The organism is Paraburkholderia aromaticivorans, assembly GCF_002278075.1.
Lineage (GTDB): Bacteria > Pseudomonadota > Gammaproteobacteria > Burkholderiales > Burkholderiaceae > Paraburkholderia > Paraburkholderia aromaticivorans.
The window spans coordinates 204,131-224,699 of record NZ_CP022990.1 but is presented as its reverse complement, the minus strand read 5'-3'; the positions used below and the strand labels follow the sequence as shown (position 1 = coordinate 224,699).

The window sequence follows — 20,569 nt, the reverse complement described above, 5'->3', positions numbered from 1 at the left end:
ATCAGACCAATCAGCAACGGATAAAGCATCTCAAGGAGAAAGGCCATGATGCCGGTTCGCCGCGACCTTCGTTTCAACTTGCCGCAGGAGCGTGCCTGCGATTGGCACGTGCAAGGCTCGCATGTGACACACTTCTTCAACGCGCTGTCGCTGCTGTTCCCGGCCGGCGAGCGTTTCTTCATGGATAGCGTGCGCAACTATCGCGACCAGATCGACGACCCTGTGCTGAAGAAGCAGGTGCTCGGCTTCATCGGCCAGGAAGCCATGCATACGCGCGAGCATGTGGAATACAACGATCTGTTGCAGCAAGCCGGCTTGCCCGCGCATAAGCTCGACAAACGGCTCTGGGCGATTCTCAACTTCGGCCGCAAGATCCTGCCGCATTCGTACCAGCTCGCGGTGACCGTCTGCCTCGAACATTACACGGCCATGCTGGCGGGCCTGCTGCTGCAGGACGCGACCCGCATTGGCGGCTCGGTGGAGGGCTATACGCAGATGTGGACCTGGCATGCACTCGAAGAAACCGAACACAAGTCCGTTTCGTACGACGTGTGGAACACCGTGCTGAAGCCAGGGCTCGGCCGTTATCTGCTGCGCACCGGCACCATGCTCGCCACCACCGTGACGTTCTGGCTGATCGTGTTCGACTACCATGTGCGGCTCATCATTGCCGACCGCAAACGTGGCGGCCATCTGCGCGGCATGTGGCGCGTCGTGAAGTATCTATACGGTCCGCGCCACGGCGTGTTTCCGCGCATTGCCGGTGAATGGCTGAGCTTTTTCCGGCCCGGCTTCCACCCGTGGGATCACGACAACCGCGCGCAACTGGCGCGCATCGACGGACTGGTTGCGGCGGTCGATGCGGCCAACGCGGCCACGCCGGGCGCCCGCAAGGCCGCGCGGCGCGGCGTGCAGGCGGCCGCGTGATACGCGACACGCTCTCGGTCGAGGCCGGCGGCGTGCGGCTCGCGGTCTACGTGAGCGGACCGCGCGACGCGCCGCCGATCGTGCTGGTGCACGGTTACCCCGATTCGGCAGCAGTATGGGAACCGGTGCGCGCACAACTGGATGCACGCTACCGCGTGATCGCCTACGACGTGCGCGGCGCGGGTGCTTCCGAGGCGCCGGCCACACGCAGCGCTTACCGGCTCGAACGCCTCGCCGCCGATCTCGCGGCGGTCGCCGATGCGACGTGCGGCACACGGCCGTTTCATCTCGTCGGGCATGACTGGGGCTCGATTCAAAGCTGGGAAGCGGTGACCGATCCGTCGTTCAAAGGCCGCATTGCCTCGTACACGTCGATCTCGGGGCCGTGTCTCGATCATGCGTCTTTCGACTTACGCGGCGGCGGCGACGCTCAAACCACGCATCAGACGGCAAAGCGCCCATTCGGCAGCGGCGTGCGGCAAGCGCTCAAATCCTGGTACATCTTCTTCTTTCATTTGCCGTGGCTGCCGGAGTGGATATGGCGCGCGGGCGGCGCACGTTGGTGGCCGCTATGGCTGCGTGTGACGGAACGCGTGCGCCCGGCGCCCGATCCCGCGCAGATGCGCAACGCGATCAACGGCCTGAATCTCTACCGCGCCAATTTCATCGACAGGCTGCTGCACCCGCGCGCGCGTCATGCGCACGCGCCGGTGCAATTCCTCGTGCCGCTGCATGACCGCTACGTCGGGCCGGCGCTCTCGCTCGGACTGGAGGGCTGGCTCGGCGCCCATGAGCGCGTCGAGATGGATGCCGGCCATTGGGTCGTGCTGCGCGAGCCCGAGCGGGTCGCGGCGGCCATCGCAAGTTTTGTCGAACGGCACCGCACGGACCATGGCGGCTCGGCCGCCGCCACGCTCAACGCGCGCGCGGCAGGCGTGTGAACAGCGTCGGATAGTCGATCACGAGACCGTCTTCGTCCACCTTCATGTCCGCCGCGAAATCGCGGAAAATGCCCTCGTAGCGATACTCGCGATCCAACGCGATGCACGAATAGGCCTGCTCCACACGCGTGACCTGCAAATCCGGCGTCGAGATATACGCCACCGAAATGGGCCGACGTTCGCCTTCGGCCAGTTGCAAACGGCGGATCGGCAACGTGTTGGTCAACGGCGTGGCGGCGATATCGATGTCGATGCAGCCTTCGATCGCGCTCAGCGCGAGCCCGTGTCCATCGTGCCAGTGGCCCTCGCCATCGCCATGCAGTTCCAGCTCGCCGCCGCCGACGATCTTCAGCCACGCATAACGCGTGCGCCATTGCGCGTCGCAGCGCACCTTGTAATGCAGTCCATACGCCTTGCCATAGCGCTGCCCGACCAGCACGCTTTCCGCCGCGAAGCCGTCCTCATGCGCGTCGAACGCCAGATGTTCGATACCGTCGCCTTCTTCCGATGCCCAACGTAGTTCGCGCATGTGCGTGTCTCCTCGTGAAACGGCGCAGCCTGCGCGCCGGCCTACTATCGTAGCGCGAAAGCCTTCGGTTCGCCGACCCGCCAGGCGGTTCCAGGCAGGTGTCGCAAATAGCCACTATCAACGCACGGCGATGCACGGCGCAGCGCAGCTGGCCTATCCTCGCGGTTCGCAGTCGTCCCGCGCGGCGCGCTCGACACGCGCGCCCCGGATTTGCGCCTCAACGACATCACGCCGCCTTCACATCATGCACGCCGCCGCGACCGAATCTCGATCCGCCGCCTTGCGCACGCTGTTGCGCAGTCTCGGCCAGATCGTGCTGCAACCGAACGCCTTCACCGGCGCGTGCCTGCTGGGTGCGTGGCTGCTCGACGACCCGCGCCTTGCGTGCGCCGCGCTCATGGGTGCGGTCGCGGCCAATGTGAGCGCGGTATTGGCCGGATACCGCGAGGACGATACGCGTGCCGGGTTGCACGGCTTCAACGGCGCGCTGGCGGGTCTCGCCGCCTGCCACTTCATCGCCGACAATGCCACCGCCGCCGCCGTGGCGATTCTCGCCGCCACGGCTACCGCGTGGCTTCTGGAGCCATGGTCGCGCATGCTGCGTGCCCGGGGGCTCGGCTTTTTTTCGAGCCCGTGTCTGATCCTCACCTGGCTCTGGTTGCCGCTGGCCGCGTCCGGCACGCAACCGGCAAGCGTGGCCGCGACCCACGCGCTGAGCGCCGCGCAATGGGGCAGCGGCTTGCTGGCCGGCTTCGCGCAGACCGGCTTTGCTTCGAATGCGCTACCCGGCCTGCTGGTGCTGGTCGGCATCGCGGCGTCGTCACCCTGGCATGCGCTGTGGGCGTTGATCGGCGCGGGGTTCGCCAGCGTCGCGCACCTGCTGCTCGGCGCCACCGCAAGCTCGTTCGACGCAGGCCTGTTAGGATTCAACGGCGCGCTGACCGCACTCGCGCTGGCCGACAGTGGTGTCTTGACGATGCTCGGCGGCGTGGCCTTGTCGGTGGTGCTGCAAGCCGCGGCCGCACACTTCGGCTGGCCGGCGATGACAGCACCTTTCGTGCTCGCGACATGGAGCGTGCAGTGGCTCGAGCAGCGCCCGGCACATGGCGCGGGCGCGACGCAACCCGCTCACCGCAACGACACCGCGCGCGCGGCGGCGACTAAGGTTCCCGTGGACGCGTGAGCCAGCCCGCCGCTTTTTCGCCACGCACGCGCCGCGGCGCTCAAATGACTTCAGGAGACAGACATGTCGTTCACTCACACCCCCGCCGGCCGCGTCGCCGAAACGGGTCCACGGTCCGACGCGGAGCGGCAGACCCGCGTCGACCTGGCCGCCGCCTATCGGCTCGCGGCGCTCAACGGCTGGGACGATCTGATCTACACGCATATCTCGGCGAGCGTTCCGGACGAGCCCGGCCACTTCCTGATCAATCCATTCGGCCTCGCATTCGATGAAGTCCGCGCGTCGAACCTCGTCAAGATCGATATTGCCGGCAATATCGTCGGCGCGAGCGAACACGCGGTGAACGCGACCGGCTTCGCGCTGCACGCGGCGGTCCACGCGGCGCGCGCCGATGCCTTCTGCGTGATGCATTTGCACAATACGGCGGGCGTGGCGGTTTCCGCTCAGCCGGCCGGCCTGCTGCCCGCTTCGCAGCACGCGCTGCGTTTTTACGGCCAACTCGCGTACCACGATTACGAAGGCCTCGCGTTCACGCCGGCCGAGGGCGGACGTCTCGTCGCCCATCTCGCCGACAAGGCCGCCATGCTCTTACGCAATCACGGCACGCTGACCGTCGGTCGCACGGTCGCCGAAGCCTACGTGCTGATGGCCACGCTGCTCAAGGCATGCGAGATCCAGTTGCAGGCGCAGGCATGCGGCACGGAACTCGTAGTGCCGAACGATGCGGTCGCCGCCCGCACGGCGCAACAACTGTACGATGGCGGCGCCATTGAAGGCGCGCTCGAATGGCCTGCCCTGCTGCGCAAGCTCGACAGGCTCGATCCCGGCTATCGCGATTGAATTGGGCCTTACGCTCACCTCAACCCCATCTCAAACCTGTACGGAGTCATGCCATGCCCACGTTTCATATCGAACTTTTCGAGGGCCGTTCGGTGGAACAGAAACGCCAGTTCGTCGAAGCCATTACCAGAGCGACCTGCGAATCGCTCGGTGTCGAGGCCAACTCGGTGGATATCATCCTGACCGACGTGAAACGCGAAAACTGGGCGACGGGTGGGCGTTTGTGGTCCGACGCCTAAGCGCGAAGCGTGCCGCACGCGCGGGTTGGTCCGACGCGCGCAATGCCGCGGGCCTGGCGTCGTCGAAAATGCTGCGCGCATTGCGCGCGCAGCCGGTGATGCTCTGCGACGCGCATTAAAACGCGTCGCCGTGGCGGTGTAGCAACACACCGCCACCGGCTTCCGCCATCAGAACCTGTGGATGATGCCCACGCCCGCGGCAAACTGGCTACGCGACGAGGACGGCGCGCCGTTCTGGCCGTCGCCGATATCGGCCGTCGCATTGATGATGCTCACGCCGTTCGTTCCCAGCGTCTGGCCGCCTGCGCGTTGATACGCCTCGAGCGCGTACAGACCCGTGCGCTTGGAGAGGCTGTAGTACTGCGAGAGGTTGAACTGCTGGTAGCTAGCCGAGCTCGTGATGCCGTTCGCTTTGGTTGCGCGCGTATAGCTGTAGCCCGCCGCCAGATCGAGCGCCGTCAAAGGCTTGAAGTGCACCACGGCGCCGCCCGTGTTGAAGATCGCCGTGGTGTGGAACGGCGAGTTGATACCCGGAATGTATTGCACGTTCGAGTACGAGAACGACACGTCCCATTGCGACGAGAACGCATAGCCGCCCGTCACCGCCACGCGCTGCTGCGCCTGGGCGCGCTGATAGCCGTTGTTGATGCCCGACACGCCAGCCTGAGCGCCGTTGTTGGACGTCGTGGAATCCGCGCCCCACGCGCCGCCGCCAGGCGTCGAGTTGTTGATGCGCTGGAAGCCCGCCGCAATGCCGAACGGACCATTCAGGTACTGCAACGCAGCGCTCCACGTCGAACCGGCGTTGAAGCTGCCCGGCACGCCGCCCAGCGAATACGAGCCGCTAGCCGTGAGACCGTAGATGCTCGGCGACGTGTACACGAGCGAGTTGTTGGCGCGATACAACGTATCGAGAGAATCGATATCGCCGGGGTGCGCACCGTAGGCGCCCGTGAGCCACGTGGTCGGGCTATACGGCGAGAGCATTGTGTAGTACGACGTATATTGACGGCCCGCCGTGAACGTACCGTAGCTGGCATTCGCCACGCCGACATAAGCCTGGCGGTTGAATCCGAGGCCGGAAACGGACTGCGCGCCGTTTGCGCTGTTAAAGCCCTCTTCCAACTGGAAAATCGCCCGCGTGCCACCGCCCAGATCCTCGGCGCCCTTCAGGCCGAAACGGCTGCCCGCCCAGATGCCGTTGACCATCTTGACGACCGAACGTCCGCCCGAGGTCGAACCGAGCGTCGTCTGGCTACTCTGATAACCGATACCCGTGTCGACGATCCCGTACAACGTCACGCTGCTCTGCGCGTGCGCGCCGAGGGCGACCAACCCAAGGGCCGAGGTTGCTAGTGCCTTTTTCATTTCTGCTCCTCTTTAAAAGATTGTTCTTTGTTTGCTGCACTGTGCGAGCGCCGGCGAGTGTCCCCAAAGGGAATCTCCCTCGGGGCGGTAATTAAGGATTTCAAAATACCGGGTGACCGTTGATCAGACTAGGCAGCCACGTGGAAAACATCGGCACATAGGTCACGATATTGATCGCGCTGAAGATAGCCAGGTAATACGGCCACGCCACCTTGGTAGTTTCACCAATCGACACATTGCCAATCGCGCACCCGATGAACTGAACCGAGCCGATCGGCGGGTGCACCAGACCCAATGCGCAGTTCAGCAGGATCATGATGCCGAACTGCACTGGACCCACGCCCGCGTGCATCGCCATCGGCAGGAACAGCGGCGTGGTGATCAGGATGTGCGCCGCCATGTCGACGAACGTGCCGAGGAAAATCTGGATCAGGTTGATATACAGCAGCATCAGCCACGGCAGGCTGGTCGCGCCGTCGAGCATGTGTTCGATCGCATCCGGAATCTCCAGATAAGCCATCTGGTAGCGCAGCATGTTCGACACGCCGATCAGCAGCAGCACCACGCCAGTGGTTTTGGCGGCCTTGGAGAGCGCGTGAAACAGCTTCTTCATCGTCATCGAGCGATACACGACGATCGTCAGCACCAGCGAATAAAACACGGCTATCGCGGCGGCTTCTGTGGCAGTGGCAATGCCTTTGGCCACGCACACCAGAATGATCGCGATCACCATCAAGCCGGGCAATGCGCCGAGGAAGGTGCGGGCCACCGCGTACCAGCCGGGGAATTTCTGCAGCTCCGTCGAACCATCGGCACGACGCGGATAACCGTATTTGACCGCTTGCCAGTACGCGGCGATCAGCACGAAACCCATCACCCACAACACCGGCAGCAGACCAGAAAACAACAGATCGCCGATCGAGACGCCGCTCATCGGGTGTCCATTCAGCGTGCCGGTGATGCCCTGGGCCGCGAATGCATAGATGATCATGTTGGTCGAGGTGGGCATCAGCGCGCCCGCCAGCGACGAGTGCGTCGTCACGTTGACCGCGTAAGCCGCGCTGTAGCCTTCACGCTTCATCAACGGAATGACTACGCCGCCCATGGCCGACGTATCCGCCGAGGGCGAACCGGAGACGCCGCCGAACAGCGTGCAGGCGACCACATTGGCCATGCCGAGGCCGCCGCGGAAATGCCCGACCGTGGCTTGCGCGAAACGCAGGATGCGGTCCGCGATGCCGCCGTGCAGCATCAGCTCGCCGGACAGAATGAAGAACGGCACCGCGAGGAACGAAAAGCCGTTGATGCCCGAAATCATCGACTGCATGGCGGTGGCCGCCGGCAAGCCCTCGTACAGATACGTCAGGACACAGGAGAGCCCTAACCCGAAGGAAACAGGAACGCCGAGAAGAAGAAAAACGAGGAAACTGACGGAGAGGATGGCAAGTTCCATGATTGCTCTATTTTTGTTTCTGTGCGAAAAGCGCGAGCAGGTTCTCTAACGAGAACATTGCAATGCAGACGCTGGCAATGACCGGGACGCAGTAACGCAACGACTCCGGCAGCCCGATAATGGGAATGCGGTCCTCCATGGTGGCCTCCACCATCTGCAGACAGCCGAAGAACAGCGCGATCGCGAACACGATCAGGCAACCGTGCTGAAAGGCCGTTGCAACGAGCTGGCCCCTGGGCGGCAATTTATTCACGAGCGAGTCGAGCCCGATATGGCCGCCTTCACGCACCTTGAGGGCCGCGCCGAACATGGCGATCACGATCACCAGCAAGAGCGCGATCGGCTCGACGAAATCCGGTGCATCGCTGAAAACGTAGCGCATCACGACGCTGTAGATCACCAGCAGGCTCAGCGTGGCGAGACTCACCGACGCCACGATAACCAGCGTGCGAAAGAGAAAATCATTTGGGCGCTTCAAGAAGCTCATTGACCCCATCCTTGCATACGACCGACCTGTTTTTATTAGTCAGCAATCCTGTTCGGCATTTCGGTTCAGGAGGCGCACAGCGGCCAGGGCCCGCGAGTCTTCCCGCAAGCCCTTCACGCCGCCAGCGCGCCGCCGTTCCCGCCAGCCTTATTTGACTGCCTGAATCTCGTCGACGATCTGCTTCATTTGCGGGGTCTTTTCGTATTTCGCCCAAACCGGCTGCATGACCTTGACGAAAGCCGCACGGTCGATCTGCGACGAGCCGACGATAGTCGCTCCGCCCTTCGTGACCGTCTTGCTCGCATCGGCCTCGCGCGCGGTCCACAGCTTCTGGTAGTACGGCACCGAGTCGGCGGCAGCCTTCTTGATGATGTCCTGTTCCTGCGGTGTCAGTGTGTCCCACACTTTCTTCGAGAACACCAGCACTTCAGGCGTCATCGAATGCTGGGTTTCGGAATAGACCGGCGCGACTTCGAAGTGCTTGGTTTCTTCGTACGACGGCAGGTTGTTTTCGGCGGCATCCACCAGCCCCGTCTTCAGGCCCGTGTAGACCTCGGCGAACGGCATCGGCGTGGGCGTGCCGCCCATTGCCCGGATTTCGTCGACCATCAGGTCGGACGGCTGCACGCGAACCTTGAGGCCCTTCATGTCAGCCGGCGTATGAATCGGCTTCCTGGTGTAGATCGAACGCGCGCCGCTCTCGTAGAACGTCAGCGCGATCATGCCCTTCGCCTTGAAGGCGTCGAGAATCTTCTGGCCTTCCGGGCCGTACATCACTTTGCGGAAATGGTCGACGTCGCGGAACAGGAACGGCAGCGACGGGATCATCGATTCGGGAACGATTTCGTTGAACGCTGCGCCGTTGGCGCGCGCCATGTCCAATGCGCCGATGCGCACCTGATCGATCGTGTCGTTTTCCGAACCCAGCGCGCTATTGCCGAAGACCTTCACGGAATCCTTGCCGCCGGTTGCCTTATTGATCTGTTCTCCCATGTATTTCACGGCCATGTTGGTCGGATAGGTGTCGCCATGCACGTCCGACACGCGGAACACACGCGCTTGTGCCGACACGGTGCTGAAGGCCAGCACCGAGGCTGCGACGATTATCGAAACACGGGAAGAGGCAAACTTCTTGTTCATCGTGAAATTCCTTGAAAAATTGACCATCCAATCGATTGCGGAGGGCCCGCTTGCGGGCATCGGCCCGCGGATGCGACATGGTTTGCTGCGTCTCCCGGCTCGGCGCCCGCCGCCGTTTGCGGCCGCGAGCGTCTTGCCATGCTGGTCTGTGCAACGTCCCCGGCGCAGATGCTCAGCACTCCTGTCAGACAACTCGACTCTTTTACTTTTGCTTCAACTGCTTCAGCTTGCATCTCGCGCGCGAGGTGTCGCGCGCGTCGACGCCGCCTCGTTCATCCCTGAAACTTGAAACCTCACAGAAAGGCATTTGTTTGGGCTTATACGTTGTACGACAACATATGAAGTCTATAAAACGCAATTTGAGTTGTACAGACGGTATTTACCCGCACCACCAAGGCATCGGCAGGGATGGACGAACCCTCGCGCGCAGCGGGTGTGTGCCGATTGGCGAGCCAACTGGCGCGGCAATTGGGAGGCAATGGTCAGCGTCATTCGACGCGGCGTTTTGGTGCCAGCTCCGCGCACAAACCGTCAGTTTTACGTCACAATGTTGTACGACGAGCGATGAATTAACATGACCAGCAAAAGAAAGGCGCCGGCCATGTCGACATGGCCGGCGCCTTTCTCACACAAGCTGCGCCTACAACGCGCCGGCGAACTCCGGTTCGGGCAGCCCGGTCACGCCAGGACGCACGGCAAACAGATGGCCGTCGTGCTCGCTCGCGTTCGCTGCGGGACGAATCGACGTCACGAACAACGTGTCCAGATCGCGCCCACCGAAAGCGCACATGGCCGGCTTGGTCGCAGGCACGGCAATCCGCCGGTCCAGCTTGCCTTGCGGCGTGAAGCGCAACAACAAACCGGCGTCGTTCGCGCAAATCCAGTAGCAACCGTCGGCATCCACCGCGGCGCCGTCGGGACGGCCCGCATGCTGATTCAGGTCGGCGAACACGCGACGGTTGCGCGGCTCGCCCGTCTCGATGTCGTAGTCGAATGCCCAGATCTGCCTGCGCAAAGGATGCGAGTCCGACAGATACATGGTCCGGCCGTCGGGCGACCACCCGAGGCCGTTCTGCGTGATGAGCGCGTCGACGACCGGCGCCGACAGCACGCCGTGCGCGTCGAATCGGTAGAGCGCGCCGGCCGGCTTGGCCGCCGCCATGTCCTGCACCATCGTGCCGGACCAGAAGCGCCCTTGCCGGTCGCAACGGCCGTCGTTAAAACGCATGTCGTCGCATGGGAAGTCCGGCGCGGCGAGCTTGCGCCCTGTCACCTGCGCGGACTCGCCGCCGGCCACGCCCTCGGTGAGCGCGACGGCGAACAGCCCGGTCTCGCAGCCGGCCAGCACCGTGCCGCGATGGTCGAACGCAATGCATGCCACCTTTTCCGGCAGCCGCCACGCGCAACGCTCACCCGAGTCGAGCCGCAACCGCACGATCTTCTGCGCCGGAATGTCGACCCAGTAGAGCGCCTGCTCCGCCACCCGCCACACCGGACTTTCGCCGACCGAAGCCGGCGCCTGTCCTGCCGCCTCCACCCGCTCCACGCGCGGGTTCGCCGCGGCGCTCACCGCTTGGGCTCCATCGGCCCGGCGAGCACGAACGGGCCGCCCTGGAAACGCTGGGTCGGATCGTCGAGGTCGGTCGTGGGTGCCGTGACCGGAAAGAGATGTTCGAACTCGACCGAGCTGTCCTGCGGACGAAAGCCGAGGAACGCGGCTTTGGTGTTATCGACCCACTTGGTGCGGTTATCCGAGACGCCGTAGACGATCGCGTGGCCTACGCGATTGGTGAACAGCGAGCAGCGCACCAGTTCGATGAAGTCGCGGTAGCTCAGATACGTGACGAGCATGCGCGGATTTTTCGGCTGCTCGAACGACGAGCCGATGCGCAGGCACACTGTCTCCAGACCGAAGCGATCGAAGTAGTAGCGCGACAACGATTCGCCGAAGCACTTCGTCACGCCGTACAGGCTATCGGGGCGCGGCGGCGCGTCGATATCGACCACATCCGTCACCGGATGAAAACCCACCGCGTGATTCGAGCTCGCATACACGATGCGCTTCACGCCCTGCTTCTGCGCGGCCGAATAGAGGTGATACAGACCGCGGATATTCGCTTCGAGCAGCGCTTCGAACGGCGCCTCGACGGAAATGCCGCCGAGGTGAATCACCGCGTCCACGCCTTCGAGCAGCGCGTGGACGGCGGCCTCGTCCGCGAGATCGACTGTCGACGCCTCTTCGTGCGCCGCCACCTCGCCGAGCGGCGCGATATCCGTGACGCGCACGATATCGGCCCACGCAGCGAGCGCGCCGCGCAGTTGCTGGCCGAGGTTGCCCGCCGCGCCGGTGAGCAGCAGCCGGCGGAAGGGTTTGGGGGCCGCGCTGCGATCGAGATTCAAGTCAGTCATGTTTCTATGTTGGTGTGGGTGCGATCAGATCAGCATGATGAAGCAGACCTGGCGGATCGAGCGGGCCAATCAGGTCACCGGCGCCGGATTGAACAGCACTAGCGCATTGTGGAGCTTGAGTTTTTCCGCGCAGGTTTGCTTGCGGCCGCTGGCGACGTCGAGCATCAGACGGAACAATTCCCAGCCCACCTCTTCGATGGTCGCCGCACCGGTCGCGATGGTGCCGGCGTTGACATCCATCAGGTCATGCCAGCGGCGCGCCAGATCCGAGCGCGTCGCGACCTTGATGACCGGCACTTCGGCGAGGCTGTACGGCGTGCCGCGGCCGGTGGTGAAAACGTGCAGATTGATACCCGCCGCCACCTGCAACGTACCGCAGATGAAATCGCTCGCCGGCGTGGCCGCGTAAATCAGGCCTTTCTGCTTGACCTTTTCGCCGGGCGACAACACGCCGGAGATGGCCGAGTTGCCCGACTTGATGATCGAGCCCATCGCCTTTTCGACGATGTTCGACAAGCCGCCCTTCTTGTTGCCCGGCGTGGTGTTGGCGCTGCGGTCGGCGCCGCCGCGCTTCAGATAATCGTCGTACCACTGCATCTCGCGGATGATCGCCGCGGCAACTTCGGCGTTGGCCGCGCGCGCCGTCAGTTGATCGACGCCGTCGCGCACCTCGGTGACTTCGGAGAACATGACCGTGGCGCCGGCACGCACCAGCAGGTCGGTCGCGTAGCCCACCGCCGGATTGGCGGTGAGACCGGAGAACGCGTCGCTGCCGCCGCATTGCACGCCGATCACCAGATCGGACGCGGGACATGTCTCGCGGCGGCGATTGTTCAGGCGCTGCAGATGACCATCGGCCATTTTCATGATCGACTCGATCATCGACTGGAAGCCGACGTGCGCCTCGTCCTGAAGCACCACGACGTCGCCGTTCAGATCCGCCTCGATATCGCCGATGTCCGCGACTTCGGCCACATTGGCGGCCGCGGCGATCGGAATCGTGCCGGGCGGCATCAGGCGCTCGGGCTGCAGCTTCTCGCAGCCGAGGCTGACCATCATCACCTCGCCGCCGAAATTCGGATTCAGGCTGATATTGCGCACGGTGCGGATCGGCACCATCGCGTCGGGCGCGTCGATCGCGACACCACAACCATACGTGTGGCCGAGGCTCACCACGTCGTCGACGTTCGGGTACTTCGGCAGCAACTCGGCCTTGATGCGCGTGACCGCATGCTGAACCACGTCGGCCACGCATTGCACCGTGGTCGTGATGGCGAGAATGTTGCGCGAGCCGACCGAGCCGTCCGCGTTGCGGTAGCCCTCGAACGTGAAGCCTTCGAGCGGCGGCATCGGCGGCGCCTTGATCGTGGCGATCGGCAGATCTTCGAGTCCCGGCGGGCTCGGCATGCGAATCACGTGTTCGTTGATCCAGCTGCCTTTCGGCAACGCCTTGAGCGCATAGCCGATCACCACGTTATAGCGGATGACTTCGTCGCCTTCGGCCAGATCGGCCAGCGCGACCTTGTGCCCTTGCGGCACCCGCTCGCGCAGCGCCAGACCATCGGGAAATACCGCGCCCTCACCCAGCCCGCCGTCGTTGACGACGATCGCGACATTGTCATTGGGGTGAACGCGAATGTAGAGCGGAGATTGTTCCATTGCATCGATCCTTATGGCGCTGCACGCCTGGTGCGCCGACTATTCATACGTCATCCTACAACATGAAAGATTCCGCAGACGTTCCGTATTTACCCTAGTAGCAGCATTATGCTGCCAAATGCCCGTTGAGTTGGTGGATTTGTTGTTGTACGATGACGTATAAGAAATCTCCATTTCGACCCATCGAATCAACCGCGAACCATTCCGACGCACTGGATACTCATCATGACGACACCGCAGGAACTGAAGCAGATCGTTTCCGAAGGCCTCCTGTCCTTCCCCGTTACCGACTTCGACGAGCACGGTGATTTCCGCGCCGACACCTATGCCGAGCGCCTGGAATGGCTCGCACCTTATGGCGCGTCGGCGCTGTTCGTCGCCGGCGGCACGGGCGAATTCTTCTCGCTCACGCACAGCGACTATTCGAACGTGGTGCGCACGGCCACGGAAGTCTGTAAAGGCAAGGTGCCGATTCTCGCCGGAGCGGGCGGTCCGACGCGGGTCGCGATCGCCTACGCACAGGAAGCCGAGCGGCATGGCGCGAACGGCATTCTGCTGATGCCGCATTACCTGACGGAAGCCTGCCAGGAAGGCATCGCCGCGCATGCCGAAGAAGTCTGCAAGTCCGTGCCGAACATGGGTGTGATCATCTACAACCGCGCGAATTCCAAGCTTAACGCCGATATGCTCGAAGGGCTGGCCGAGCGCTGCCCGAACCTGATCGGCTTTAAGGACGGCGTGGGCGAGATCGAGAACATGGTGTCGATCCGCCGCCGCCTTGGCGAGCGCTTCTCGTATCTCGGCGGCCTGCCGACCGCGGAAGTCTATGCCGCGGCCTACAAGGCGCTTGGCGTGCCGGTGTATTCGTCGGCGGTGTTCAACTTCATTCCAAAGACCGCGATGGACTTCTACCGCGCGATCGCCGCGGACGACCACGCGACCGTCGGCAAGCTGATCGACGAATTCTTCCTGCCGTACCTCGCCATTCGCAACCGCCGCGCGGGCTACGCGGTCAGCATCGTCAAGGCGGGCGCGAAGCTGGTCGGCCACAGCGCCGGGCCGGTGCGCGCGCCGCTGACCGATCTGACCGAAGAAGAAATGGACAAGCTGGACGCGCTCATCAAGACGCTCGGCCCGCAGTAATCCGGCTCGCGCATCAGGCGCAGATAGCGCGCGGCGACCGTGCGAACGATCGCCGCGCGAACGGCACCGTAAAGAGCGCCCGGCACGGCAACGTCGCCGGGCGTTTTTGTGCCGCGCGAAGGTATCGACGAGGCTCGTGGCCGCTTGCGGCGGCGCGACGCCCGGGGAGCCCGCTCCCGCGCATAAGAACTTCAGGAGATGACCATGGAATTGAGCCGCACGGCGAGTGCCGCCCACGTCGCGAAGCGTACCCGAGTCCGCTACGCGATCCTGCTGCTGATCTTTCTGATCACGACCTTCAATTACGCGGACCGCGCCACGCTGTCGGTGACCGGTTCGGCCATGCGCGCCGAATTCGGTCTCGACGCGATCCGCATGGGCTACATTTTTTCCGCGTTCAGTTGGGCGTACGTGCTGTCGCAACTGCCGGCCGGTTGGCTGCTGGATCGCTTCGGCGCGCGGCGCGTCTACGCGGCGAGCATCTTCTTCTGGTCGCTATTCACCCTGCTGCAAGGCGCGATCGGCCTGCTGGGCAGCGCGGCGGCGGCCATCGCCGCGCTGTTCGCGCTGCGCTTTGCGATGGGCGCGGCCGAATCGCCGGCGTTCCCCGCCAATGCCAAGGTGGTGGCGAGCTGGTTCCCCACCAATGAACGCGGCACGGCGTCGGCCATTTTCAATTCGGCGCAGTACTTCGCCGCCGTGGTCTTTACGCCGCTGATGGCGTGGCTCACGCACGCGTTCGGCTGGCATATGGTGTATGTCGTGATGGGCGCGACGGGGCTTCTGCTCGCGCTCACCTGGCTTAAGATGATGAAGAACCCTGCCGACCATCCGCGTGTCTCGCGTGCCGAGCTGGAGTACATCGAACAGGGCGGCGGCGTGGTCAACGGGCAGAAGACAACCCGATCCGTCGGGAAGATCGAAAACGCCGGCGGCTGGCATCTGGTTCGCCAACTGCTGGGCAATCGCATGCTGCTCGGCGTCTATCTCGCGCAGTACTGCATCAACGTGCTGACCTACTTCTTCCTGACCTGGTTTCCGATCTACCTCGTGCAGGCGCGCGGCATGACGATTCTGCAAGCGGGCCTCGTGGCCTCGCTGCCGGCGATCTGCGGATTCTCCGGTGGCGTGCTCGGCGGCATCCTGTCCGACGGGCTGATCCGTCGCGGCCATTCGCTCACGATCGCGCGCAAGGTGCCGATCGTCGGCGGCATGCTGCTGTCGGTATGCATCATCGGCTGCAACTACGTGACGACCGACTGGGTCGTCGTCGCCCTCATGTCGCTCGCGTTCTTCGGCAAAGGCATCGGCGCGCTCGGCTGGGCCGTGGTCGCCGACACGTCGCCGAAGGAAGCGCTCGGGCTGTCCGGCGCGATCTTCAATATGTTCGGCAACGTGGCCGGCATCGTGACGCCGATCGTGATCGGCTATCTCGTGGCGAAGAGCGGATCGTTCAACGGCGCGCTGGTGTTCGTGGGCATCAATGCCCTGCTCACGGTGTTCAGCTATCTCGTGATCGTCAAAGACATCAAACGGGTCGAGTTGCGCCCGCGCTAACTATGCGGCGGTTGTCATTGCGGTTGTCATTGCGGCTTTCGTACTTCTCTGCGGCGGCGAAATAACGGCCGCCGCAGCGCCAGACATCCCGAACGATGCGCCGATGTCACGCCGCGCACCCGCGCGCAAAATGATTCGGCGTCTATATAATCAGTCGTCAGACGACGGTATAATGAAGCGCATGAAGTGTCTGCAACTATCTGATTCAAGGGGCGTTTTCGATGGCTACACCACTGGCATCCGCGGCACCGCCACGACGCGCTCGTAATCTTGCCGAGTTCGTCGTCAGCTACGTCACCGAGCAGATTGCGTCCAGCGCCTTGAAACCCGGCGACAAACTGCCGACCGAGTCACAGCTCATGGTCACGCTGAGCGTGAGCCGCACCGTCATTCGTGAAGCGATTTCGCGATTGCAGGCGGGCAAGATCATCGAGACGCGGCACGGCATCGGCAGTTTCGTGCTGGAGCCGCAGCGTGAAAAGCTGGGCATCGACATGGTGCCCGCCACCACTTTGCGCGACGTATTGTCGATCCTGGAACTGCGCATCAGCCTCGAAACGGAATGCGCGGGGCTGGCCGCCCAGCGCGCCAAGCCGGACGACCTCGCGCGCATGCGCGCCGCGCTCGACGCGATCGAAGCCACGCGTCATAACGGGCTGGACAGTGTCGATGCCGATCTGCAGTTTCATATCTCGGTGGCGCGCGCGACCGGCAACCGCTATTTCGTCGACATCCTCACGCAAATGGGCAGCGCGCTGATTCCGCGTAACCGGCTCGACTCGGCGGGCATCGCACGCGCGGAACCGGATGCGTATCTGTCGCTCGTGAATCTCGAACACGAAAGCATTCTCGAAGCGATCACGCGGCACGACGCGGAAGGCGCGCGCGCGGCTATGCGGATGCATCTGTCCAATAGCCGCGAGCGCTTGCGGCGCGCGAACGAAGCCGCCGAGGCGAATAGCTGATTGGATTCGTCAGGGCGAAGTCGTAGCGAAGTCGCGCTACGGTCGCCGTGAACGCAAAGAAAAATGGCCGGGATATCCCGGCCATTTTTCATTTCACCCGATCAGGCCTACTCAGCATTTAGCTGCGCGTGATTTCGCCATCGCGGCGGCGCCACAGATTCAGCGGATTGCCGTCGGTCAGCGCCTCGGGCAGCAGATCGGCCGGGAAATCCTGGTAGCACACCGGACGCAGGAAGCGTTCGATCGAAGTCGTGCCGACCGACGTCGCGCGGCTGTCCGAGGTGGCCGGGAACGGGCCGCCGTGCACCATCGCGTGCGACACTTCGACGCCCGTCGGGAAACCGTTCACCAGAATCCGGCCGGCTTTGCGTTCGAGAATCGGCACCAGCTTCTTCGCCGCCGGCAGGTCGGCGCTGTCCATCTGCACCGTGGCGGTCAACTGACCGGCGAAGTGCTCGGCGACCGCGAGCATCTCCTGCTCGTCCTTGCAACGCACGATGGTGGAAGCCGGGCCGAACACTTCGTCTTCCAGCGCGGGCGTGGCGAGGAACGTCTGCGCATCGGTCACGAACAACGCCGCGCGCGCCTGCGTCGGACCGGTTGCGTCGACGCCGCGCGCCACGGCCTCGACGCCTTTGGTCGCGGCCAGCTTGCCCTCGCCTTCTTCATAAGCGGCGTGGATGCCGGACGTCAGCATGGTCTGCGCGGGCTTGCCGCTCAGCGCGTCGGACGCGGTTGCAACGAAGTCCTTGAGCGCGTCGCTATCGACGGCAATCGCGAGACCCGGATTGGTACAGAACTGGCCGGCGCCGAGCACCAGCGAATCGACGAAGCCGCGCGCGATGCTCTCGCCGCGCTGAGCCAGCGCGCTCGGCAGAAGGAACACTGGGTTGATGCTGCTCATTTCCGCGTAGACCGGAATCGGCTCGGCGCGCGCCGCCGCCACGCGCATCAGCGAGGTGCCGCCCGCGCGCGAACCGGTGAAGCCCACTGCCTTGATCGCCGGATGCGCAACCAACGCTTCGCCAACGGAATTCCCGGCGCCGACGATCAGGGAGAACACGCCTTCCGGCAAGTCCATTTCCTGCGCGACACGCTGGATCACGCGGCCGACCATCTCCGAAGTGCCCAGGTGAGCGCGATGCGCCTTCACCACCACCGGGCAGCCCGCAGCGAGCGCCGCCGCGGTATCGCCGCCCGCCACCGAAAACGCGAGCGGAAAATTGCTGGCGCCGAACACCGCGACCGGCCCGAGCGGAATCTTTTGCAGGCGCAGATCGGAGCGCGGCAACGGCTTGCGCTCCGGCAGCGGCGAATCGAGCGTGGCGGCGAGCCACTGGCCGGCGCGCACGACTTGCGCGAACAATTTGAGCTGCCCGGTGGTGCGGCCGCGCTCGCCTTCGAGACGCGCCTTGGGCAAGCCCGACTCCTGTTGCGCCCGCTCGATCAACGCATCGCCCAATGCCATGATGCCGTCGGCAATGCGCTCGAGAAATTCGGCGCGCACCGCGAGCGGCAACTGGCGATACGGATCGAAAGCTTGCCGCGCGAGCTCGCAGGCCTCGCCGACGTGGGCAGCCGAGCCGCTGCCGAAAACCGGCTCCGCGATGTCCGATCCCGTGGCAGGATTGAACGCATGCAATGGTTTTTCCTCGCCGCGCACCGTTTTGCGACCGATCAGCATTTCGCCGGTAATAGACATTTCGCTTTCCTTGGATAAAGGCCTAAGATATAGGTCATCCTACAACATCAGAGACTACACCTGCAAGCTGAAACGCTTGCCTGGTGAGGAATTCGGGTTTACGTGGCCGTTACAATCGGCAGAGCCGGTGCTAATCTGAATTCTAGACATACGACGACCTATAACCATGGTTTGACTATCGATTAGCCGTCGTCCGCAGCTTGCCCGATCCACTGCCGTTCGAGGAAAACAGCCCATGCCTGCCGTCACGCCCTACCAGGCCTTACCCAATAGTTTTCGCCGAGCGGTGCGCGGCGGCGAAACCCTGATCGGCTGCTGGGCGTCGCTCGCCAGCCCGATCGTGACCGAACTGCTCGGCGTGGTCGGCTTCGACTGGATGTTGCTGGATGCCGAGCACGCACCGAACGACGTGCTGACGCTGATCCCCCAATTGATGGCGCTCAAGGACAGCGCCAGCGCGCCAGTCGTCCGGCCGCCCGCTAACGACAGTGTATTCATCAAACGGCTCCTCGACAGCGGCTTCTCGAATTTTCTGGTGCCGTTCGTCGACAGCGCCGACGACGCGGCGCGCGCCGTCACCGCCACGCGCTACCCGCCGCAAGGCATTCGCGGCGTCTCGGTGAGCCAGCGCGGTAATCGCTACGCGACCGTGCCCGACTACTTCGACATTGCCAACGACAACGTCTGCGTCATCGTGCAGATAGAAAGCCGCAAGGCGGTCGACGCAATCGACGAGATTCTCGCCGTGGACGGCGTGGACGCCGTGTTCGTCGGGCCGTCCGACCTCGCGGCCGCCTACGGCCGAATCGGCAACCCGAGTCATCCCGACGTGCAACAGGCCATCGCGCACGTGTTCGAACGCGCGCAAGCCGCGGGCAAGCCGAGCGGCATCCTCGCCCCGGTCCAGGCCGACGCGGAGCGCTACATCGGCATGGGCTGCCGCGTCGTCGCGGTCTGTGCGGACATGGGGCTGCTGAAAGGCGCCGCGCAGACGGTTCAAAAACATTTCATGCAGAAACAGGCGGGCCAGCAGTAAACCGGCCGCCGTGACATCTTCGGAGCATTTCATGCAAAAAGCAGGCTTTATCGGACTCGGCATCATGGGCAAGCCCATGGCCGCCAACCTTCTCAAGAACGGCGTCGCGCTGGCAGCGTTCACGCGCAGCGGCGTGCCCGACGATCTCGTCCAGGCGGGCGCCGTCGCGTGCGACAGCCCGGCCGCCGTCGCCGCGCACGCCGACGTGATCTTCATCATGGTGCCGGATACGCCCGACGTCGAACGCGTGCTGTTCGGCGAACAGGGCCTCGCAAGCGCGTTGCGCGCGGGACAAACCGTCGTCGACATGAGCTCGATTTCGCCGATGGCCACGCGCGAGTTCGCGGCCCGCGTGCGCGAGCACGGCGCGGACTATCTGGATGCGCCGGTTTCCGGCGGCGAAGTCGGCGCCAAGGCCGGCTCGCTGACCATCATGGTGGGCGGCGAAACCGCGACGTACGAGAGCGTCAAGCCGCTCTTCGACATGATGGGCAAGAACGTCACGCTGATTGGCGGCGTCGGCGCGGGACAGGTGTGCAAGGTGGCCAACCAGGTGATCGTCGCGGCGACGATCGAGGCAGTCGGCGAAGCGCTGCTGCTCGCGTCCAAAGCCGGCGTGGATCCGGCGCGCGTGCGTGAAGCGCTGATGGGCGGGTTCGCGTCGTCGCGCATTCTCGAAGTGCACGGCGAACGCATGACCAAGCGCACCTTCGATCCGGGTTTCCGTATCGAACTGCACCAGAAGGATCTGAACCTCGCGCTTTCGACGGCGCAATCGCTCGGCGTCTCGCTGCCGAATACCGCCACCTGCCAGGCACTGTTCAACGCCTGCGTCGCGCATGGCGGCAAGGCGTGGGATCACTCGGCGATGGTGCGCGCGCTCGAAATCCTCGCCAATCACGAGATCGGGCAGAAACCCGCTTAAGCCGCACGTCTGTATTCCAGGCGCCGCTCCGCTTGCCTATGCAGATAGGCAACGCGCAGCGGCGCA

Annotated in this window: 19 protein-coding genes; 10 read left to right on the top strand and 9 right to left on the bottom strand. The window is 63.9% G+C overall.

Features of this window, described 5'->3' with window-relative positions; translation table 11 throughout:
- Positions 1-45 precede the first annotated feature (45 nt).
- Positions 46-927 carry a metal-dependent hydrolase gene (locus CJU94_RS20795; RefSeq protein ID WP_095420614.1) on the top strand — a complete coding sequence of 294 codons (882 nt, stop codon included), beginning with the start codon at positions 46-48 and terminating at the stop codon, positions 925-927.
- Complete coding sequence (locus CJU94_RS20790; protein ID WP_095420613.1) at positions 924-1,868, top strand: alpha/beta fold hydrolase; 945 nt, start codon at positions 924-926, stop codon at positions 1,866-1,868. Before CJU94_RS20795 ends, CJU94_RS20790 begins: the two co-directional genes overlap by 4 nt.
- Here the strand turns inward: CJU94_RS20790 and CJU94_RS20785 are convergent.
- Positions 1,843-2,397 (bottom strand): putative glycolipid-binding domain-containing protein, encoded by a 555-nt coding sequence (locus CJU94_RS20785; protein WP_095420612.1) that lies wholly within the window; start codon positions 2,395-2,397, stop codon positions 1,843-1,845. The genes CJU94_RS20790 and CJU94_RS20785 overlap by 26 nt on opposite strands.
- Positions 2,398-2,641: 244 nt before the next feature.
- Between CJU94_RS20785 and CJU94_RS20780 the strand changes: the two genes are divergently transcribed.
- The 3 genes from CJU94_RS20780 (at position 2,642) to CJU94_RS20770 (ending at position 4,659) form a co-directional block, all read left to right on the top strand.
- Positions 2,642-3,580 (top strand): urea transporter, encoded by a 939-nt coding sequence (locus tag CJU94_RS20780; protein WP_095422717.1) that lies wholly within the window; start codon positions 2,642-2,644, stop codon positions 3,578-3,580.
- A gap of 63 nt (positions 3,581-3,643) precedes the next feature.
- The gene (locus tag CJU94_RS20775) at positions 3,644-4,420 is read left to right on the top strand and encodes a class II aldolase/adducin family protein (protein ID WP_095420611.1); all 777 of its coding nucleotides are present in this window, start codon (positions 3,644-3,646) and stop codon (positions 4,418-4,420) included.
- A gap of 53 nt (positions 4,421-4,473) precedes the next feature.
- Complete coding sequence (locus CJU94_RS20770; protein ID WP_095420610.1) at positions 4,474-4,659, top strand: 4-oxalocrotonate tautomerase; 186 nt, start codon at positions 4,474-4,476, stop codon at positions 4,657-4,659.
- Positions 4,660-4,827: 168 nt separating this feature from the next.
- Here CJU94_RS20770 and CJU94_RS20765 read toward each other — a convergent pair whose 3' ends face one another.
- The 7 genes from CJU94_RS20765 to garD all read right to left on the bottom strand — a co-directional run bounded on the left by CJU94_RS20765 (position 4,828) and on the right by garD (position 13,175).
- Positions 4,828-6,027, bottom strand: coding sequence for a porin (locus tag CJU94_RS20765; protein ID WP_095420609.1), 1,200 nt, complete (start codon positions 6,025-6,027; stop codon positions 4,828-4,830).
- A 100-nt stretch (positions 6,028-6,127) separates the two neighbouring features.
- Complete coding sequence (locus CJU94_RS20760) at positions 6,128-7,480, bottom strand: TRAP transporter large permease (protein WP_095420608.1); 1,353 nt, start codon at positions 7,478-7,480, stop codon at positions 6,128-6,130.
- Positions 7,481-7,487: 7 nt separating this feature from the next.
- Positions 7,488-7,967, bottom strand: coding sequence for a TRAP transporter small permease (locus CJU94_RS20755; RefSeq protein ID WP_095420607.1), 480 nt, complete (start codon positions 7,965-7,967; stop codon positions 7,488-7,490).
- Positions 7,968-8,114: 147 nt separating this feature from the next.
- Positions 8,115-9,107 (bottom strand): TRAP transporter substrate-binding protein, encoded by a 993-nt coding sequence (locus CJU94_RS20750; protein ID WP_095420606.1) that lies wholly within the window; start codon positions 9,105-9,107, stop codon positions 8,115-8,117.
- Between the two features lie 640 nt (positions 9,108-9,747).
- Positions 9,748-10,677 carry an SMP-30/gluconolactonase/LRE family protein gene (locus tag CJU94_RS20745; RefSeq protein ID WP_095420605.1) on the bottom strand — a complete coding sequence of 310 codons (930 nt, stop codon included), beginning with the start codon at positions 10,675-10,677 and terminating at the stop codon, positions 9,748-9,750.
- Positions 10,674-11,516: an NAD-dependent epimerase/dehydratase family protein gene (locus CJU94_RS20740; protein WP_095420604.1), complete on the bottom strand. Its 843-nt coding sequence runs from the start codon at positions 11,514-11,516 to the stop codon at positions 10,674-10,676. Before CJU94_RS20740 ends, CJU94_RS20745 begins: the two co-directional genes overlap by 4 nt.
- A gap of 69 nt (positions 11,517-11,585) precedes the next feature.
- Positions 11,586-13,175 (bottom strand): galactarate dehydratase, encoded by a 1,590-nt coding sequence (gene garD / locus CJU94_RS20735; protein WP_095420603.1) that lies wholly within the window; start codon positions 13,173-13,175, stop codon positions 11,586-11,588.
- A 225-nt stretch (positions 13,176-13,400) separates the two neighbouring features.
- On the opposite strand from garD, the gene kdgD reads away from it, so the two are divergent.
- The 3 genes from kdgD (at position 13,401) to CJU94_RS20720 (ending at position 16,840) form a co-directional block, all read left to right on the top strand.
- Positions 13,401-14,318 carry a 5-dehydro-4-deoxyglucarate dehydratase gene (kdgD, locus tag CJU94_RS20730; RefSeq protein WP_095420602.1) on the top strand — a complete coding sequence of 306 codons (918 nt, stop codon included), beginning with the start codon at positions 13,401-13,403 and terminating at the stop codon, positions 14,316-14,318.
- A 204-nt stretch (positions 14,319-14,522) separates the two neighbouring features.
- Positions 14,523-15,875: an MFS transporter gene (locus CJU94_RS20725; RefSeq protein WP_095420601.1), complete on the top strand. Its 1,353-nt coding sequence runs from the start codon at positions 14,523-14,525 to the stop codon at positions 15,873-15,875.
- Positions 15,876-16,096: 221 nt separating this feature from the next.
- The gene (locus CJU94_RS20720) at positions 16,097-16,840 is read left to right on the top strand and encodes a FadR/GntR family transcriptional regulator (protein WP_095420600.1); all 744 of its coding nucleotides are present in this window, start codon (positions 16,097-16,099) and stop codon (positions 16,838-16,840) included.
- 118 nt (positions 16,841-16,958) lie between these two features.
- On the opposite strand, the gene CJU94_RS20715 is transcribed toward CJU94_RS20720, so the two are convergent.
- The gene (locus CJU94_RS20715; RefSeq protein WP_095420599.1) at positions 16,959-18,542 is read right to left on the bottom strand and encodes an aldehyde dehydrogenase (NADP(+)); all 1,584 of its coding nucleotides are present in this window, start codon (positions 18,540-18,542) and stop codon (positions 16,959-16,961) included.
- Positions 18,543-18,777: 235 nt separating this feature from the next.
- On the opposite strand from CJU94_RS20715, the gene garL reads away from it, so the two are divergent.
- Positions 18,778-19,578 (top strand): 2-dehydro-3-deoxyglucarate aldolase, encoded by an 801-nt coding sequence (gene garL, locus CJU94_RS20710; protein WP_095420598.1) that lies wholly within the window; start codon positions 18,778-18,780, stop codon positions 19,576-19,578.
- 31 nt (positions 19,579-19,609) lie between these two features.
- Positions 19,610-20,503 carry a 2-hydroxy-3-oxopropionate reductase gene (locus tag CJU94_RS20705; protein WP_244221039.1) on the top strand — a complete coding sequence of 298 codons (894 nt, stop codon included), beginning with the start codon at positions 19,610-19,612 and terminating at the stop codon, positions 20,501-20,503.
- The last annotated feature ends 66 nt before the right edge of the window (positions 20,504-20,569 follow it).

What these genes read in the sequence shown, in the direction of transcription:
- CJU94_RS20795 (WP_095420614.1), top strand. Translation starts at nt 46, where the DNA reads ATGATGCCGGTTCGCCGCGACCTTCGTTTCAACTTGCCGCAGGAGCGT.
- CJU94_RS20785 (WP_095420612.1), bottom strand. Translation starts at nt 2,397, where the DNA reads ATGCGCGAACTACGTTGGGCATCGGAAGAAGGCGACGGTATCGAACAT.
- CJU94_RS20780 (WP_095422717.1), top strand. Translation starts at nt 2,642, where the DNA reads ATGCACGCCGCCGCGACCGAATCTCGATCCGCCGCCTTGCGCACGCTG.
- CJU94_RS20775 (WP_095420611.1), top strand. Translation starts at nt 3,644, where the DNA reads ATGTCGTTCACTCACACCCCCGCCGGCCGCGTCGCCGAAACGGGTCCA.
- CJU94_RS20770 (WP_095420610.1), top strand. Translation starts at nt 4,474, where the DNA reads ATGCCCACGTTTCATATCGAACTTTTCGAGGGCCGTTCGGTGGAACAG.
- CJU94_RS20765 (WP_095420609.1), bottom strand. Translation starts at nt 6,027, where the DNA reads ATGAAAAAGGCACTAGCAACCTCGGCCCTTGGGTTGGTCGCCCTCGGC.
- CJU94_RS20760 (WP_095420608.1), bottom strand. Translation starts at nt 7,480, where the DNA reads ATGGAACTTGCCATCCTCTCCGTCAGTTTCCTCGTTTTTCTTCTTCTC.
- CJU94_RS20755 (WP_095420607.1), bottom strand. Translation starts at nt 7,967, where the DNA reads ATGAGCTTCTTGAAGCGCCCAAATGATTTTCTCTTTCGCACGCTGGTT.
- CJU94_RS20750 (WP_095420606.1), bottom strand. Translation starts at nt 9,107, where the DNA reads ATGAACAAGAAGTTTGCCTCTTCCCGTGTTTCGATAATCGTCGCAGCC.
- CJU94_RS20740 (WP_095420604.1), bottom strand. Translation starts at nt 11,516, where the DNA reads ATGACTGACTTGAATCTCGATCGCAGCGCGGCCCCCAAACCCTTCCGC.
- garD (WP_095420603.1), bottom strand. Translation starts at nt 13,175, where the DNA reads ATGGAACAATCTCCGCTCTACATTCGCGTTCACCCCAATGACAATGTC.
- kdgD (WP_095420602.1), top strand. Translation starts at nt 13,401, where the DNA reads ATGACGACACCGCAGGAACTGAAGCAGATCGTTTCCGAAGGCCTCCTG.
- CJU94_RS20725 (WP_095420601.1), top strand. Translation starts at nt 14,523, where the DNA reads ATGGAATTGAGCCGCACGGCGAGTGCCGCCCACGTCGCGAAGCGTACC.
- CJU94_RS20720 (WP_095420600.1), top strand. Translation starts at nt 16,097, where the DNA reads ATGGCTACACCACTGGCATCCGCGGCACCGCCACGACGCGCTCGTAAT.
- CJU94_RS20715 (WP_095420599.1), bottom strand. Translation starts at nt 18,542, where the DNA reads ATGTCTATTACCGGCGAAATGCTGATCGGTCGCAAAACGGTGCGCGGC.
- garL (WP_095420598.1), top strand. Translation starts at nt 18,778, where the DNA reads ATGCCTGCCGTCACGCCCTACCAGGCCTTACCCAATAGTTTTCGCCGA.
- CJU94_RS20705 (WP_244221039.1), top strand. Translation starts at nt 19,610, where the DNA reads ATGCAAAAAGCAGGCTTTATCGGACTCGGCATCATGGGCAAGCCCATG.